Origin of the sequence: Oerskovia rustica, assembly GCF_014836555.1 — a bacterium.
GTDB lineage: Bacteria > Actinomycetota > Actinomycetes > Actinomycetales > Cellulomonadaceae > Oerskovia > Oerskovia rustica.
This window is the reverse complement of sequence record NZ_JACSQQ010000021.1, coordinates 52,356-69,360: the sequence shown is the minus strand read 5'-3', so window position 1 is coordinate 69,360 and position 17,005 is coordinate 52,356. Positions and strand designations below refer to the sequence as shown.

At 74.1% G+C, this 17,005-nt stretch carries 13 protein-coding genes; 5 read left to right on the top strand and 8 right to left on the bottom strand.

From position 1 onward, the window contains the following. The first annotated feature begins 118 nt into the window (after nucleotides 1-118). The gene (locus H9652_RS13125) at nucleotides 119-2,971 is read left to right on the top strand and encodes an FAD-binding and (Fe-S)-binding domain-containing protein (RefSeq protein ID WP_191796657.1); all 2,853 of its coding nucleotides are present in this window, start codon (nucleotides 119-121) and stop codon (nucleotides 2,969-2,971) included. On the opposite strand, the gene gadC is transcribed toward H9652_RS13125, so the two are convergent. Further along, nucleotides 2,968-4,485 (bottom strand): putative glutamine/gamma-aminobutyrate antiporter GadC, encoded by a 1,518-nt coding sequence (gadC, locus tag H9652_RS13120; RefSeq protein WP_318244166.1) that lies wholly within the window; start codon nucleotides 4,483-4,485, stop codon nucleotides 2,968-2,970. The genes H9652_RS13125 and gadC overlap by 4 nt on opposite strands. Nucleotides 4,486-4,667: 182 nt before the next feature. Between gadC and H9652_RS13115 the strand changes: the two genes are divergently transcribed. After that, on the top strand, nucleotides 4,668-5,429 hold the full coding sequence (locus H9652_RS13115) for a nitroreductase family protein (protein ID WP_191796637.1): 762 nt from the start codon (nucleotides 4,668-4,670) through the stop codon (nucleotides 5,427-5,429). Nucleotides 5,430-5,438: 9 nt separating this feature from the next. Here H9652_RS13115 and H9652_RS13110 read toward each other — a convergent pair whose 3' ends face one another. The 6 genes from H9652_RS13110 to H9652_RS13085 form a co-directional block, all read right to left on the bottom strand. Next, on the bottom strand, nucleotides 5,439-6,011 hold the full coding sequence (locus H9652_RS13110) for a GNAT family N-acetyltransferase (RefSeq protein WP_191796636.1): 573 nt from the start codon (nucleotides 6,009-6,011) through the stop codon (nucleotides 5,439-5,441). Nucleotides 6,012-6,106: 95 nt separating this feature from the next. Then, nucleotides 6,107-6,964, bottom strand: a complete 858-nt coding sequence (gene cofC, locus H9652_RS13105) for a 2-phospho-L-lactate guanylyltransferase (RefSeq protein ID WP_191796635.1) — start codon at nucleotides 6,962-6,964, stop codon at nucleotides 6,107-6,109. Beyond that, nucleotides 6,961-7,893, bottom strand: coding sequence for a 2-phospho-L-lactate transferase (cofD, locus tag H9652_RS13100; protein WP_318244165.1), 933 nt, complete (start codon nucleotides 7,891-7,893; stop codon nucleotides 6,961-6,963). Before cofD ends, cofC begins: the two co-directional genes overlap by 4 nt. A gap of 151 nt (nucleotides 7,894-8,044) precedes the next feature. After that, nucleotides 8,045-8,758: a maleylpyruvate isomerase N-terminal domain-containing protein gene (locus tag H9652_RS13095; RefSeq protein WP_191796634.1), complete on the bottom strand. Its 714-nt coding sequence runs from the start codon at nucleotides 8,756-8,758 to the stop codon at nucleotides 8,045-8,047. 167 nt (nucleotides 8,759-8,925) lie between these two features. Beyond that, entirely contained in the window at nucleotides 8,926-10,137 is a 1,212-nt protein-coding gene (metX, locus tag H9652_RS13090) for a homoserine O-acetyltransferase MetX (RefSeq protein ID WP_225228198.1), read from the bottom strand. 73 nt (nucleotides 10,138-10,210) lie between these two features. Next, complete coding sequence (locus tag H9652_RS13085; RefSeq protein ID WP_191796632.1) at nucleotides 10,211-11,575, bottom strand: bifunctional o-acetylhomoserine/o-acetylserine sulfhydrylase; 1,365 nt, start codon at nucleotides 11,573-11,575, stop codon at nucleotides 10,211-10,213. 449 nt (nucleotides 11,576-12,024) lie between these two features. Between H9652_RS13085 and H9652_RS13080 the strand changes: the two genes are divergently transcribed. Continuing rightward, nucleotides 12,025-13,464 carry a C40 family peptidase gene (locus H9652_RS13080; RefSeq protein WP_191796631.1) on the top strand — a complete coding sequence of 480 codons (1,440 nt, stop codon included), beginning with the start codon at nucleotides 12,025-12,027 and terminating at the stop codon, nucleotides 13,462-13,464. A gap of 105 nt (nucleotides 13,465-13,569) precedes the next feature. On the opposite strand, the gene H9652_RS13075 is transcribed toward H9652_RS13080, so the two are convergent. Then, nucleotides 13,570-14,073 (bottom strand): inorganic diphosphatase, encoded by a 504-nt coding sequence (locus H9652_RS13075; protein ID WP_056645206.1) that lies wholly within the window; start codon nucleotides 14,071-14,073, stop codon nucleotides 13,570-13,572. A 274-nt stretch (nucleotides 14,074-14,347) separates the two neighbouring features. Between H9652_RS13075 and dacB the strand changes: the two genes are divergently transcribed. Then, complete coding sequence (gene dacB / locus H9652_RS13070; protein WP_191796630.1) at nucleotides 14,348-15,754, top strand: D-alanyl-D-alanine carboxypeptidase/D-alanyl-D-alanine endopeptidase; 1,407 nt, start codon at nucleotides 14,348-14,350, stop codon at nucleotides 15,752-15,754. Between the two features lie 123 nt (nucleotides 15,755-15,877). Next, nucleotides 15,878-16,999, top strand: a complete 1,122-nt coding sequence (locus tag H9652_RS13065; protein ID WP_191796629.1) for a zinc-dependent metalloprotease — start codon at nucleotides 15,878-15,880, stop codon at nucleotides 16,997-16,999. Nucleotides 17,000-17,005: the final 6 nt, after the last annotated feature.

Here is a 17,005-nt window from a genome sequence, read left to right as displayed (position 1 = left end):
GCCCGAGCGCACGGAGGCGGACGCCCAGCACGCCGCGAAGGCGGCCGCCGCCGAGAAGGCCGCGCGGTCCGCGGCCCTCAGCGAGGCCGAGCGTGCGGCGGATGCGGCGCGGGAGGCGATCGCGGCCGCGCTGCGCACCACGACGCGCGGCATCGTCGACTCCTCGACGCGGCGCCGGGCCGAGTACTCGACCGACGCGTCGAACTACCGCGTGGTCCCCGAGATGGTCGTCTTCCCGGTCTCGACCGACGACGTCGTGGCGACGCTCGACGTGACGCGCGAGCTGGGCGTGCCGCTCACTGCGCGCGGCGCGGGGACGTCGGTCGCGGGCAACTCGATCGGCCCGGGCGTCGTGATCGACTTCTCGCGGCACGTGAACCGGGTCCTGGCGGTCGACCCGGAGGCGCGCACGGCACGCATCGAGCCGGGTGTCGTCATGTCGACGCTCCAGAAGGCCGCGGCCCCGCACGGCCTGCGCTTCGGCCCCGACCCGTCGACGCAGAACCGCGCGACGCTCGGCGGCATGATCGGCAACAACGCGTGCGGTCCGCACGCGGTCGCGTACGGGCGCACCGCGGACAACGTGGTCGAGCTCGACGTGGTCGACGGCACCGGCCGACGCTTCACCGCGGGCAAGGGCGACCCGACGTTCGCCGCGGTCCCGGGGCTCGCACGGATCGTCAAGGACAACATGGCGCTCATCCGCACCGAGTTCGGGCGGTTCGGTCGCCAGGTCTCGGGGTACTCGGTCGAGCACCTGCTGCCGGAGAACGGCTCGGACCTCGCGAAGTTCCTCGTGGGCAGCGAGGGGACGCTCGTCACGATCCTCGAGGCCACGGTCTCCCTGGTCCCGGTCCCGAGCGCGCCCACGCTCGTCGTCCTCGCCTACGAGGACATGCCGACCGCGGCCGACGACGTCCCCGCCCTCCTCTCGCTGAGCCCGCTCGCGGTCGAGGGCCTCGACGCGCGCCTCGTCGACGTGGTGCGCCGCGCCAAGGGTGCCGACTCGGTCCCCGAGCTCCCGCCGGGGGCGGGGTGGATGATGGTCGAGGTCGGGGGAGCGACGCCCGAGGAGGCGTACGCGAACGCCGAGGCGATCGTCGCGGCCTCCGCGTCGACGTCCACGCGCATCCTGCCCGCGGGTCCAGACGCCACGGCCATGTGGCAGATCCGGGCCGACGGCGCCGGTCTGGCCGGGCGCACGCCCGCGGGCGAGCAGGCGTGGCCGGGCTGGGAGGACTCCGCGGTCCCGCCGGAGAAGCTGGGCGCCTACCTGCGCGACCTCGACGCGCTCATGGCGCGCTACGGCGTCGACGGCCTGCCGTACGGGCACTTCGGTGACGGGTGCGTGCACCTGCGCATCGACATCCCGCTCGAGACGTCGGGCTCGGTGCTGCGCACCTTCATGACCGAGGCGGCCGAGCTCGTGGCCAAGTACGGCGGCTCGCTGTCCGGCGAGCACGGCGACGGCCGCGCACGCTCGGAGCTGCTGCCCGTCATGTACTCGCCCGAGGCCATCTCGCTGTTCGAGCAGGTCAAGGCGCTGTTCGACCCGCAGGACGTCCTCAACCCCGGGGTGATCGTGCGGCCCAACGCGGTCGACGCGGACCTGCGCCGGCCCAAGGCGCTGCCCGTGCTGCCGACCAAGGGCGGCTTCTCGTTCAGCCACGACCACGGCGACATGACCCAGGCCGTGCACCGCTGCGTCGGTGTCGGCAAGTGCCGTGCGGACTCGTCGGCGTCGGGCGGGTTCATGTGCCCGTCCTACCAGGCGACCAAGGACGAGAAGGACGTCACGCGCGGACGTGCGCGCGTGCTCCAGGACGCGATCAACGGCACGCTCGTGGGCGGCCTCACCTCGCCCGAGGTGCGCGACTCGCTCGACCTGTGCCTGTCGTGCAAGGCGTGCTCGGCCGACTGCCCCGCGGGCGTCGACATGGCCCAGTACAAGGCCGAGGTCCTGCACCGCACCTACCAGGGCAAGCTGCGCCCCATGAACCACTACGCGCTGGGCTGGCTGCCGCGCTGGGCGCGCCTCGCGGGCATGATGCCGCGCGTCATCAACGCGGTGCTCGGCATCCGGCCGCTCGCGAGGCTCGTGCTCAGCCTCGGCGGCATGGACCCGCGTCGCGAGGTGCCGAAGTTCGCCGAGGTCCCCTTCCGCACGTGGTGGAAGCGCGGGGGCGCGACGAACGGGGTACCGGGGCTCGCCGTCGGGCAGACGCCCGGGCGGCCCCAGGCCGGCAAGAGGCCGCAGGTCGTGCTGTGGACCGACTCGTTCAGCGACGCGCTCGCCCCCTCGGTGCCGCAGTCCGCGGTCGCGGTGCTCGACGCCGCGGGCTACGACGTGATCGTGCCCGACCAGCAGGCCTGCTGCGGCCTCACCTGGATCAGCACGGGCCAGCTCGACGGCGCCCGCAAGCGCCTCGAGAACCTGCTCCAGGTCCTGGGGCCGTTCGCGGTCAACGGGATCCCGATCGTCGGGCTCGAGCCCTCGTGCACGGCGGTGCTGCGCTCCGACCTGCTCGACCTCTTCCCCGACGACCCACGCGCGAAGGCCGTCGCGGGCGCCACCAACACGGTCGCGGAGCTCCTCACGCGCCCCGAGACCCGGCCCGCGCCCGAGACCTGGCAGGTCCCCGACCTGTCCGACGTCACGGCCGTCGTCCAGCCGCACTGCCACCAGCACTCCGTCATGGGCTTCGCGGCCGACGAGAAGCTCCTGCGTGGGGCCGGCGCCACGATCGACACGCTCGCCGGCTGCTGCGGCCTCGCCGGGAACTTCGGCATGGAGAAGGGCCACTACGACGTGTCGGTGCAGGTCGCGGAGAACGCGCTCCTGCCCGCGCTGCGCAAGGCCGGGCCGAACGACATCTTCCTCGCCGACGGGTTCTCGTGCCGCACCCAGGCCGACCAGCTCGGCGGCGTGCAGGGCAAGGCGCTCGTCGAGCTGCTCGCCGAGCGGCTCTAGGACGGCGCCTCGGGGGGTGCGGCCTGCGCGGCGCGGGTCTCCGGGGCAGGCTCCTGGTCGGCGACCTGCCACGTGAACGGCGCGAAGTCGAGCGTCTCGTCGCGCCACGACGCCCTGCGCGCGGCGTACGCCCAGAACGGCAGCGCCACGAAGACCACGCTGAGGCCGACCAGCAGACCCACGTACGTCGTCGGGCTGCCCACCTCGACCTGCGCGGGCGGCACGAAGCTCACGACCAGGGCGAGCGTCGCCGCGAGCAGCCCGCAGCCGCCGATGACCCACACGCCCACGACGCCGCCAGGCACGCGGTAGCGCCGCGGTCGGCCTGGCTGGGAGTAGCGCAGGGCGATCACGGCCGCGAACATCAGCACGTACGCGACGAGGTACAGGATCACGGTGAGCTGGCTCAGGAGCTGGTAGGCGGCCTGCACCGACGGCAGGATCACGAACATGACCGACAGGACCGTCACGACCGCGGCCTGGACCAGCAGGATGCGAGACGGCATGCCTGCCCGGTTCGTGCGGTGGAACCAGCGCGGCAGGTAGCCCGCGCGCGCGACCGACAGCAGACCCGTCGCAGGGCCTGCGACCCAGGTCACGACGCCCGCGAGGACCCCGACGGCGAGCATCGCCGCGAGGACCGGCCCGGCCCACCCGATGCCCGCCCAGGCGAGGAGCGTGTTGAAGGCCGTGAGCAGGCTCTGCGTCAGGTCGATCTGCCCCGTCGGGATCACCACGGCGATCGCGAGGGTCCCCAGCACGAGCACGACGACGGCACCGAGCGCCGCCACGAGGATCGCGATCGGGTAGTTCCGGACCGGGTTCCGGATCGAGCGCACGTGCACCGCGTTCATCTCCATGCCCGCGTAGAACAGGAAGATGCCCGCGGCCAGCACGATGTTGGAGAACTTCGACAGGTCGGGCACGAACGCCCCCCACGAGAGCTCGACCTGCGACGGGTTGCCGCTCGCCAGGTACGCCGCGGCCAGCCCGATCAGCAGCGCGGCCGGCACGAGCGTCCCCACGATGCCGCCCCACTTCGCGACCTGGGAGAACGACTTCACGCCCCGCAGCGCGATGAGCGTCGCGAGCCAGAACACCCCGAGGACGACCGCGAGCACGAACACATTGTCGCTCGACACCTGCGGTGCCGCCGCGGCATCGCCCGTGTAGGCGAGCGTGACCGCGGCGAACGTGAGGATCGTGGGGAACCAGATGCAGCCCTCGATGAACACCATGGAGATCGCGAGGAACCCCCACCGGCTGCCGAACGCCTCGCCGACCCAGCGGAACATGCCGCCCTCCTCGGGCCAGCCGGTGGCGAGCTCGGCCGCGACCAGCCCCACGGGAGCCAGGAAGAACAGTGCCGCGAACAGGTAGTAGAACGTCGAGGCGAGCCCGTACTCGGCCTCGGCCGGCAGCCCGCGCAGGCTCACGACCGCGACGATGTTCATGACGGCGAGCGCGGCGACCGTGATGGTCCCCGCCCCGGGCGTCCTGCGTGCTTCGCTCACGTGCTGGGCCTTCCTGCGGCGGTCTGGTGCGGGGTCGTGGCCGACGGCGCGACTCACGCATCGTGGCACCGGGGGAGCGGTGGCGCGCGGGGAGGGCGCGGCTGCGGGGCGCACGGGTGCGGCGTGGGGACGTGTGCTCGCTCGTGTGCTCGGGGCGGCCGGGGACTGGCAGCATGGTCGGCATGGAGTTCCAGGACGTCGTCCGCCGCCGCCGCATGGTCCGACGCTTCACGGACGAGCCCGTCCCGCCGCAGGCCGTGGACCGCATGCTGCGCAACGCGGTCCGCGCACCCAACGCGGGCTTCACGCAGGGGTGGGCGTTCGTCGTCCTCGACACGCCCGACGGCGTCGCGCGCTTCTGGTCCGCGACCTCGCCCCGCGCGGTGGCCGGGGCGGGGGCCGACGGCGTGGGTGCTGCCGGGGGCGCGGGCGAGGGTGACCCGGGGGCCGCTGCCGAGGCGGGGGCCGCTGCCGAGGCGGCTGGCGGGGCCCGAGAGAACCGGTGGCTCACCGGGATGCGGACTGCCCCCGTGGTCGTCGTGGTCCTGACGTCGCGCGAGGCGTACCTGCGGCGGTACGCCGAGGACGACAAGGCGCGCGCGTCGGCCCAGGCCGCGGGCGACGGGGACGCGCCGTGGGACGTGCCGTACTGGCACGTCGACGCGGGCATGGCGTCGCTGCTCATGCTCCAGACCGCGGTCGACGAGGGGCTGGGCGCGTGCTTCTTCGGGGTGCCGCCGGGGCAGGTCGAGGCGTTGCGGGAGGCGTTCGAGGTACCGGACGAGTTCCTGGTGACCGGGGTGGTCGCCGTCGGGCATGCGGCGGACCCGGCCCCTCGGGAGGGTGCGGGGGGACCTGGGGCCGGCGCTTCGCCGTCGGGCGGATCGCCGACGCGGCGCCCGCGCCGACCGCTCGAGCACGTGGTGCACCGCGGCGGGTGGTGAGCGGCGTCGTCAGCGCAGGTCGAGCCGCATGAGCACGCGTGGGAAACCGTTGAGCACCGAGCCGGTCGTCGCGGCCTGCGTGAACCCGGCGTCCTCGAAGAGCTTCTTGGTGCCCGCGTAGGCCATGGTCAGGTCGACCTTCTTCCCCTGGTTGTCGAGCGGGTACCCCTCGACGGCCGGTGCGCCCTGCTCCCGCGCGAAGGCGACCGCGCCCTTCAGCAGGTGGTGCGAGATGCCCGACCCCCGGTGACCGGGGCGCACCCGCACGCACCACACCGACCACACGTCGAGGTCGTCGACGTGCGGGATCTTGCGGTTGCGCGCGAAGCTCGTGTCGGCCCGCGGGTGCACCGCGGCCCAGCCCACGACCTCGTCGCCCTCGTACGCGAGCACGCCGGGCGGCGGGTCCTGGCGGCAGAGCCTGCGCACGATCTCGCCCCGCTCGGGGCCGACGAGCGCGACGTTCTCCTTCGAGGGCAGGCGGTAGCTCAGGCACCAGCACACGTTGGCGTCGGGCCGCTTGGGCCCGACCATCGTGTGCACGTCGGCGAACACCGTCGCGGGCCGCACCTCGATCGTCATGCGGCCACGATGCCATCGGGTGCCCTCGCCTGCTTGTCAGGACGAGCGTGGCCTCCGGTGCTCGCGTGTTCTGACCGCCTGGCGGAGTGGAGGGGTCAGCTCCGGTGGGCCCGGTCCATGGCCCGGTGCAGCTCGGACAGCTCGTCGCGCGCCCGCACGTCCGCGGGAAGCTCGGACCAGTCGTCGAGCGTGTCGAGGTCCACCGCGGTCCCGGTCCGCTGCACGACGGCGGCGCGCACGCCCCGCAGCCCGGCCTCGGCCAGGTGCGCCCCGAGGCTCCCGACGCCGAAGCGGAACGCGAACGGTGCGTCGGCGTCGAGCACCAGGAGGTTGGTGCCCGAGCGCGTCCGGTCGGTCGCGACGACGACCGGTGCGTCCTCGGCGAGCAGGGCCTCGACGTCGTCGGCCGTGAGCGCAGGGAGGTCGGCGTGGGCGACGAGGAGCCGGACGGGTCGCGCGGCCGGGGCCGCGGCGCCCTCGCGCGCCGGGTCGGCGAGGCTCGCGACGATCTCCCGCCCGACGTCGAGCGCGGCGTTCAGACCCGGACGGCTCGCGGGCTGCAGGACGATCTGGAGGCGGCCGGGACCGTCGCCCTCGGCGCTGTCGCCGTCACCGTCGGCGGACGTGTCGGTCACCGTCGGCGGGGCGTCGTCCATCGGCGGCGGCACCGGCACCGGCTCGACCAGGCTCCCCAGCGCGCGCCACGTGAAACGAGGGTCCGACGTCACCACGAGCACCCGCTCCACGGCCTCGCTCGTCAGCAGCGTCCCGACCACGTGCCGCGCGAGCGTCGCGATCAACCGGCTGCGCTCGGCCGGGTCGAGCACGGTCGCGAGCCGCGACTTGCCCGACGAGCCGTCGCGCAGCGGCACCACGGCCACCACCCGCTGCCGGGCCGGGGACGCACCCGCCGCACCCGTGCCCGCAGGGTGGGCGGCGCCGTCGGGCGTCATGCCGAGGCCGCGAGCAGCTCGCGCGCCAGGCGCTCGCGGCCCTGCGCCCCACCCATGACCGTGTCCGTCACGAGGACCTCGAGGCCCAGGTCCTCGATCGCCGGCGCGAGGTCGCGGTCGGTCTCGTCGATGCACATGACGTCGACCAGCCCCACGTACAGGCGCGCGACGCCGAGCGCCGAGACGTCGTGCCCGAGGCTCGCGAGCACCGACGCCGCCGGGCCCTTGAGCGCGCGGCCGCCGACGATCGGGCTCACCGCGACGCGACGGGCCGTCGAGGACGCGAGGGCGTCGCGCACGCCCGGCACGCTCAGGATCGGCTCGATCGACAGGAACGGGTTCGACGGCGCGACGACCAGCAGGTCCGCGCCCGAGACCGCGTCGAGCACGCCCGGAGCCGGGGTCGCCTGCGCGGCGCCCACGAACGTCAGCCCCAGGACCTCGTCGCGGTGCTGGCGGGCGACGAAGTACTCCTGGAAGCCCAGCGACCCGTCGGCCGTCTCCACGACGGTCGCCACGAGGTCGTCCGTCATGGGGAGCAGGCGCGAGCGCACGCCGAGCGAGGCCGTGAGCTGGGCCGTGACCTCGGTCAGGCTCGCCCCCGCCCGCAGGCGAGCCGTGCGCACCACGTGGGTCGCGAGGTCCTTGTCGCCCAGCGTGAACCAGGTGTCCTCGCCCAGGCGCCGCATGGCGTCGAGCGTCGCGTAGGTCTCCCCGGCCAGTCCCCAGCCGCGCACGTCGTCGGCGAGGCCCGCGAGCGTGTACGTCACGGTGTCGAGGTCCGGGCTGATCGCGAGGCCGTGCAGCTCGACGTCGTCGGCCGTGTTGACCACGACCGTGAGGTCGGCCCCCGCGAGCTCCATGCCGTGGGCGAGCTTCGCGCCACCCACACCGCCTGCCAGGACCGTCACCCGCACGTCGTTCACCACCGGTCGAGCATAGTTGGGTGGCCTGGCACGGCGGACCCGCCGCTGTCCGGTGGGAGGGGTCCGTCTGCACGAGACGGGTGGTGGCGCAGAGGTCCCAGGGACCCGTCTCGTGCACGACCACCCGTCTCGCGCCCGTGGCGCGGCGGTGCGCTCAGAGCAGCGGCAGCATGCGCCCCAGGTCCGGCACCGAGTCCGAGGTGTGGAGCGGCGCGAGCGCACGGGCCAGGACGTCGACGTCGTAAGGGATGCGGCCCGTCGCGAGGCGGACCCACAGGCGCGGGTCGACGACCTCGAGGCTCCAGCCGCCGCGCGTCACGACGATGCGCAGCAGCTCGGCGGCGACCATGTCCAGGGCGCCGCGGTCGACGGCCTTCTCGGCGACGCCGGGCAGGCTGCGCTCCAGGTCGTCGGCGTGCACGACGAGCTCGACGAGGCGCGAGATCACCATGTCGCGCAGCGTGATGGGGCCGCGGCGGGCCTGGACCACGGTCTCGGTGGGGGCGAGCTCGTCGAGGCGTGCGAACGCGCGACGGGCGTACCCGGTGACGGCGGCCAGCCGGTCCGCCGCGATCTCCTCGTCGAGGGCGCGGGTCACCTCGGCGATCTGCTCGGCGCGCTCGGGGTAGGTGCCGAGGTACTCGGCGAGCGTGAGCGGGTTGGTGCCGGGGGCGACCGGCCCTGCGGCCACGAGCGCGTCCATGGCGCGGCCCAGGTGGGACACGAGCTCACCCACGGTCCAGCCCACCAGGACGCTGGGCTGGTCGACCGCGTCGTCCAGGGTGTCGTCGAGCGACCCGAGCCACCTCTCGAGGCGGTCCCACTGTGTACGGAGGGCTGCGGTGGCCTCGGCCAGGTCTGCGGTCATGGGGACATCGTGCCGGGTGCGGGGCGCGGCGTCACGCGCGGTGCGCAGGGTGGACGTCCGGGGGCGGGCCGCCGAGTGTACCGTGCGGGGCGCCGCCGGTGCGCACGGACGACCCGAACTGCACGCTCGACGAACCAGCCGCGGAGCCGCGGCCCGCCGCAGCGCCCTCAGACCTGCGCGCGCTCCCCGAGGAACTGCGTGACCATGGGCCCGAGCTGGTCGAACTCGATGAGGAACCCGTCGTGCCCGAACTCCGAGTGCAGGAGACGCAGCGGCTGCGCGCCCGGGATGCCCTGGGCGATCCGTGCGGAGTGCTCGGGGAGGAACAGGCGGTCGGTGTCGACGGCCACGACGAGCGCGCGGGCCGTGATCTGGCCCAGGGCCGCGTCGACGCCGCCGCGGTCGCGGCCCAGGTCGTGCGTCAGCATGGACTCGGTCAGCACGACGTAGGAGTTCGCGTCGAAGCGGCGCGAGAGCTTGTCGCCGTGGTGGTCCAGGTAGGACTGGACGGCGTAGCGGCCGTCCGTGAACGGGTCCTCGCCGCCCTGCGGCAGGCGGCCGAAGCGCTCGTCGAGCTCGCGTGCGCTGCGGTAGGTCGCGTGCGCGATCTGCCGCGCGATGCCGAGGCCCACGTGGGGGCCCTGGTCGTCGGGCACGTCGTAGTAGTCGCCGCCGCGGTACTGCGGGTCGGCACGGATCGCGCCGAGCTGCGGGTGCGCCCACGCGATCTGGTCGCCCGACGTCTGGGCACCTGACGCGATGACCGCGACCGACTCGACCGTGATGCCGGCCTCGGGCCCGAGGATCGCCCACTCGAGGACGCGCAGCCCGCCCATGGACGCGCCGATCACGAGCTCCCACGACGAGATGCCCAGGGTGCGGGCGAGCTCGATCTCGACGGCGACCTGGTCGCGGGTCGTCACGCGCGGGAAGCGCCCGCCCCAGGGGCGGCCGTCCGGTCCGTCCGACGCGGGGCCCGTGGTGCCCTGGCAGCCGCCGAGCACGTTGGGCGCGACGACGAAGTACCGGTCGGTGTCGATGGGGGCGCCCGGCCCGACCATCGCCTCCCACCAGCCCGCGGACAGGTGGCCGGGTCCGGTCGGGCCGACGACGTGCGAGTCCCCGGTCAGCGCGTGCAGCACGAGGACGGCGTTGGAGCCGTCGGGCGCGAGCGTGCCCCAGGTCTCGTACGCGACGCGCACGTCCGGGAGCCTGCCCCCGGCCTCGAGGTCGAACGTGCCGACGTCGGCGAAGAGGCGGTCCCCGGCGTCGTCCCCCTCGCGCCACGCGGCCGAGGCCGGGACCGGCGACTTGGCCCGGGCGCGCGAGTCCGAGCCGCGCAGCGGGCGCGGGGACGCGGAGGGAGCCGGAGAGGTCATCGCCGTCCACTGTACGGCCGGGGCACCGGGCGCGCCCCGGCCGTCCAGAATCGTCATCGCGTGTCCCGGCGTCCTACTCCGCCGCGACCGAGGCAGCGGTCGCGGCGTCGGACCCCAGCGCGGCCTTCGCGGCGGTGAACCCCGCCTCGAGGTCCGCGAGGATGTCGTCGACGTGCTCGATCCCGACGGACAGGCGGACGAGGCCCGGCGTCACGCCGGCCTTGACCTGCTCCTCGGGGCTGAGCTGCGCGTGCGTCGTGGACGCCGGGTGGATGACGAGCGAGCGGACGTCGCCGATGTTGGCGACGTTCGAGTGGAGCGTGAGCGCGGACACGAACGCCTGCCCGGCGTCGGCGCCGCCGTCGAGCTCGAACGTGACGATCGCGCCCGCTCCGCGCGGCGTGTACTTCTGCGCGTTGGCGTACCAGGGGCTCGACGGGAGGCCCGCGTAACCCACGGACACGACGTCGTCGCGCGACTCGAGCCACGCCGCGACCGTCTTGGCGTTCTCGACGTGGCGCTCGACGCGCAGCGACAGGGTCTCGATGCCCTGGGCGATGAGGAACGCGTTGAACGGCGAGATGGCCGACCCCAGGTCCCGCAGGAGCTGGACGCGCGCCTTGAGGATGTAGGCGAGGTTCGCGCCGAGGATGCCGTCCACGCCGAGGTCACGGGCGTACACGATCCCGTTGTAGCTGGGGTCGGGGGTGTTGAAGTTCGCGAACCGCTCAGGGTCCTTCGAGAAGTCGAAGTTCCCGGAGTCGACGATCACGCCGCCGATCGCCGAGCCGTGCCCGCCGAGGTACTTGGTCGCGGAGTGGATGACGATGTCCGCGCCGAACTCGATGGGACGCAGCAGGTAGGGCGTCGCGACGGTGTTGTCGACGATGAGCGGGACACCGACCTCGTGCGCCGCGGCGGCGACGGCCTCGATGTCGAGGACGTCCGCCTTGGGGTTGGGGATGGTCTCGGCGAAGAACGCCTTGGTGTTGGGGCGGGCCGCGTCGCGCCACGCCTGCGGGTCGTGCGGGTCGGTCACCCAGGTGGTCTCGACGCCGAGCTTGGCGAGCGAGTACTGGAGCAGGTTGTACGTGCCCCCGTACAGCGAGGGGCTCGCGACGACGTGGTCGCCGGCCTCGGCGACGTTGAGGATCGCGAACGTCGTCGCGGCCTGGCCGGACGCGAGGAGCAGCGCACCGACGCCGCCCTCGAGGTTGGCGATGCGGTTCTCGACGACCTCGGCGGTCGGGTTGCCGATGCGCGTGTAGATGGGGCCGAGGTCCTTGAGGGCGAAGCGGTCGGCGGCGACGCCTGCGTCGGGGAAGACGAACGACGTGGTCTGGTAGATCGGCAGCGCGCGGGCCCCGGTGGTGGGGTCGGGCGTCTGGCCGGCGTGGATCTGGCGGGTCTCGAAGGACCAGCGGGGCTCGGTGCTCATGGTGGCTCCTTGGGGGTGCGGGGGAGGGAGCCGCAGGTGCGTCCGGTGGCCTGGTTCCGGGGCGGTCCGCGGCGGGGCAGTGAGGGGACTGGTGCGCACGCGGTGGGCGGGTCCGGCCGGAGGTCGGGGGCTGCGGCTGACGGTCGTCGTCAGGTCGCCGGTCCGAGGTGCGTCCGGGTGCCGCCCGCAGGGCAGGCGAACGTGCGCTGGGGGTCAGCTACACATTCGGCGGCAGGTCATGCCCCGAGAGTAGGTCGGCATCTCATCCGGCGATACCCCCATCTCGCCATGCGAGACCAGCAGGGTCGACATTCACCCAGGGGCGGCCTCTGTTCACCCGTGTACCGAGTCGCCTCCCCGCGGGGCGCCGGAGAGACTGGACGTCGGCGGCCACCGCGGCCCCACGGCCGCCGGTGCGGCCGACAGTCCCGACGACGCATAGGAGGAGCGTGACGCTCTCGCAGCCTTCCCCCCAGCAGGCGACACCCGCCCGACGGCGCCGCGCACCCCAGGAGACCGGGGCGCCCCGGGGCGCTGGACGCCTCGCGGTCGTCGCGACCCTGGCCCTCGCGCTCACCGGTGGGGTCGCCCCGATCGCGGAGGCCGACCCGTCCGACGACGACGCCCGCTCGGCCCAGCAGGACGAACGCTCGGTGAACCAGCGTGTGGCCCAGATCGAGGCCGACCTCGCGGTCCTCGCAGGACAGCAGGACGACGCCTGGATGCGCGCGGGCCTCGCGGCCGAGGACGCGACCGACGCGCAGATGGAGCTCGACGCGGCGAAGGCCGAGGTCGAGGCTGCGCAGGCTGCGCTCGACGAGGCCGAGGCCGGGGAGGCCGGAGCGCGGTCCGCCATGGGGGCCACGTACCGCGCGTCGCGTCAGTCCGGTGGCTCCCTCGACACGCTGCGCGTCGTGCTCGACGCCGACGAGCTCGACCAGATCGTCGCGTCCGAGCAGGCGCAGCGGCTCACGGGTCGCAAGGTCCAGGCGGTCGCCGACGGGCACCGCACGGCGCGCGCCCTGGCGGACTCCGCACGGGCACGGTCGGTCGCGGCCCAGGAGGAACGTGCCGCCGCCAGCGAGCGCGCCGACCAGACCTTGGCCACGGCCCTGCAGGCGCAGCAGGGGATCGACGGTGCGGTGCGGGCCGCGACGGCGCGCCGTGACGAGCTCCTCGCGGACCTCGCGGCGGCACGGGCCACGACCGTCGAGGAGGAACGCGCACGCCAGGACGCCCTGGACGCCGAGCGTCGGCGGGCGGCCGAGGAGCAGGCGCAGGGGGACCGTGGAGGCCAGAACGTGCCGTCTCCGGGCACGGGCGGAACCCCGACGGCCCCGCCGTCGGGCGGGGGGAGCGTCGCGCCCCCGGTGACCCCGCCCGTCACGCCACCCGTGACGCCCCCGGTCACGCCACCCGTGACGCCCCCGGTGACCCCGCCGGTCACGCCGCCGGTGACCCCGCCGGTCACGCCGCCCGTGACGCCCCCGGTCACGCCGCCCGTGACGCCCCCGGGATCGGGTGCCGCCAAGGGCCAGGCCGCGGTCGACTGGGCGCGGACCAAGATCGGCGCCGACTACCTCTGGGGCGGCAACGGCCCCGCGTACGACTGCTCGGGGCTCACGTCGCAGGCGTGGTCGAGCGTGGGCGTCAACATCACCCGGACCTCTCGCTCGCAGTACGCGAAGGTGGCGAAGGTCGGCTACGACCAGCTCCGTCCCGGTGACCTCATCTTCTACGGCAGGAACACGCAGGACCCGAGCACGATCTGGCACGTCGCGATCTACGCGGGCGGCGGTCAGATGATCGAGGCCTCGCAGCCCGGGGTGCCCGTCCGGATCACCCCGGTGCGCTGGACGAACACCATGCCGTACGCGGGCCGCCCCTGACCGGCGCACACCACCACGAGCCGCCACGACAGATGGCCCGGACCCCCGCGAGGGGGTCCGGGCCTTCTGTCGTCGTCGGCGTGGTGCGTCCGACGAGCGGCGTCGTCAGTGACCGGGGGTGTGGTACCCGCTGTCGATCGCGCGCTGGATGGACCGCTCGATCTCGGCCTCGGCCTCGGTGCGGCCGGTCCAGTGGGCGCCCTCGACGGACTTGCCCGGCTCGAGGTCCTTGTAGACCTCGAAGAAGTGCTGGATCTCGAGACGGTGGAAGTCCGACACGTCGTCGATGTCCTGGCGCCAGGCAGCGCGCTGGTCGCCCGTGGGCACGCACAGGACCTTGTCGTCGCCACCGGCCTCGTCGCGCATGCGGAACATGCCGAGCGCGCGGCAACGGATCAGGCAGCCGGGGAACGTGGGCTCCTCGAGGAGGACCAGGGCGTCCAGCGGGTCGCCGTCCTCACCGAGGGTGCCCTCGATGAAGCCGTAGTCGTCCGGGTAGCGCGTCGAGGTGAACAGCATGCGGTCAAGGCGGATGCGACCTGTCGCGTGGTCGACCTCGTACTTGTTGCGCTGGCCCTTCGGGATCTCGATCGTGACGTCGAACTCCACTGTTCTCCTCCAGTTGAACCGGCTCACCCGCTCGGTCGCGGTGTGGCGGTCGTGAATCGGCTGTCGTGCGCACGCGGCCCCGGCCGTTCCGACCGGTGAACCCGGCCGGGCGGTGTGGACCACGAGGTTCCAGGCCAGCATGCGCCCTCTAGTGTGACACGAACGGCCTGGGACGGCGGTGGCCGGACCCGGGGGACTCCGTGGTTCCTGGGTGATAATGCGCACGTGAGCGGTGCCCCCCTGGGCGTCGACGGCAGGAGGGAAGAGGGACGAGATGGGTTGGGCTGCACGCACCGGGATCACGGCTGGGATCGTGGTGGTGCTCGCGGGCGGCTACCTCACGGCGGACGCGTACGACGTGGTTCCCGGCGTCCTGACGACGGCTCCCGCGGTCGCCCCTGCCGCGCCCTTCCCGAGCCCTCCCGGTGCCGTCGACTCCGCCTCACCTGCACAGACGCTCCCGGTCCTCGACGAGTCGGCTCCGCTGCCCGACGCCGCGGCGATCTCCGCCTCGCTCGACGCGCTGGTCGAGGACCCACGGCTCGGCAGCCGGGTGGGCGGCGTCGTGATGGACCGGATCACGGGTGAGGTGCTCGCGCAGAGCGGCGCCGACACCCTCATGGTCCCGGCCTCGACCCAGAAGGTCTTCACGGCGGCTGCGGCCCTCGCCTCCCCGGGGCCCGAGGTGACGCTCACCACGAAGGTCGTCGAGGTCGACGCCGGCACGATCGCCCTGGTCGGTGGCGGCGACATGATGCTCGCGGCGGGTGCGGGCGACCCGTTGGTCGTCAACGGCCGGGCGGGGATGGCGGACCTGGCGACGCAGGTCGCGGGCGAGCTCACGCTCACCGGGAGGACGACCGTGCGCCTCGTGGTCGACGACCGCTACTTCGCCGGTCCCACGGTCAGCCCCGCGGTGTTCCCCGGCAACGTGGCGGCGGGCTACATCGCCCCCGTGACCTCGGTCGCGGTCGACATCGCCCGCCTGAGCGACGCGGAGTACGCCAAGCGCAGCGCCGACCCGTCGCTCGCCGCGGCGGAGGTGCTCGCGGCGCGCCTCACCGAGCTGGGCATCACGGTCGAGGGTGCTCCCTCGCGGGGCGAGTCCGCCTCGACGGCCAAGGTGCTCGGGTCGGTCGAGTCCGCGCCGCTGAGCGAGATCGTCGCGTACTTCCTCCAGCACTCGGACAACACCATCACCGAGGTCGTGGGTCGCCTGGTCGCGATCGACGCGGGGCTGCCCGCGACGTTCGACGGCGCCACGCAGGCGGTGAGCGCGAGCGTCTCGCGCCTCGGGGTGGACCTGACGGGGGCCGTCCTGGCCGACTGCTCGGGGCTCGGCGACGGGTCCGCGGTCTCGGCCGCGCAGCTCGCGGCGGTCGTCGAGCTCCTGGCCGACCCTGAGCAGCCGGGCCTGCGCGCGGGCGCGGTCGGGCTGCCCGTCGCGGGTCTGTCCGGCACGCTCGACGACCGCTACCTCTCCTCGCCCGGCAGGGGCGTGGTCCGTGCCAAGACGGGGAGCCTGCCGAACGTCACGTCGCTCGCGGGGACGGTCGTCACGGAGCAGGACCGTCAGCTCGTGTTCGTGCTCCTCGCGGACGCCTTGCCCGAGGGCGGCACCTACGGCGCGCGTCAGCTCATGGACGGGTTCGTCGGAAGCCTGGTAGGTCCGAAGGACTGACGCCCGCCCGCCGAGGGTGACCGCGTTGCCTGCCGAGGGTGACGTGGCCGCCCGCCGAGGGTGACGCGGCCGCAGCCCGACGGTGACCGTCGCCCGGTCCCGCGCACCGGCTACGGTGGGGCGATGACGTCTTCCGTGGTCGGCGCGCCGCTCGTCGACTGGACCTCTGCCGCGCAGATCGCCGCCCGGGTCGCACCCCCCGGGCCGACCGCCTCGCGCGACGAGCTCGCCGTCCTCGTGGAGGGGCTGCGCGAGGCGGCGTCCGCCGCGGTGCCGCACGTCCTGCGCGTCACGCGCATGGCGCCGAGCAGGAGCGTCTCGCACGCCGAGGCGGGCGAGGACCCGACCGCGGCCCTCTCGGAGGTCTTCGTCGTCGACCGGTCGCGGTGGGCCCGGGCCAACACCGAGGTCATGGCGAGCCTGACGGACGGCGTCGCGGAGTCGCTCACCGGCCCGGGCGACAAGCCCGTGTCGGCGACCACGGCGCTCGTCGGGGCGGCACAGGTGGGAGCGGTCCTCGCGGCGCTCTCGAGCCGTGTCCTGGGCCAGTTCGACCCGTACAGCGCGCACGGCTCGGCAGCTCCCGGACGCCTGCTCCTGGTTGCTCCGAACGTCCTGCAGCTCGAGCGCGACCTCGACCTGGTCCCCGCGGACTTCCGCCTGTGGGTGTGCCTGCACGAACAGACCCACGCGCTCCAGTTCGCCGCGGCCCCGTGGCTCGCGGAGCACCTCCGGGCCTCGGCCCGTGAGCTGCTCGTCGGCCTCTCGGAGTCCTCGCGGCAGCTCGCCGAGGCGCGTCTGCGCGACAAGCTCACGACGGCCGGCCGGGTCGTCCTGCGGGCCGTTCGCGGGCAGGAGGGCGGGGTCGCCCACGGGTTGCTCACGTCCGACCAGCAGCGTTCGCTCGCGGAGGTGTCGGCGGTCATGGCCCTCCTGGAAGGGCATGCCGACGTCATGATGGACGCCGTCGGGCGTGCGACCGTCCCCACGGTGCGCCGTATCCGGGCGCAGTTCGAGGCGCGCCGCGACGGGCAGGGCAGCAGCACGCTCGACACGGTCCTGCGCCGCTTCCTCGGCATGGACGCCAAGCTCGCCCAGTACCGCGACGGTGCGGCGTTCGTGCGCGCGGTCGAGAAGCAGGTGGGGCGTGACGGGCTCAACGCGGTCTGGTCGACCCCGGAGCACCTGCCCTCCGCCCGCGAGATCGCCGACCCCGGGGCCTGGGTGCGCCGGGTCCACGGCTGACGCGCC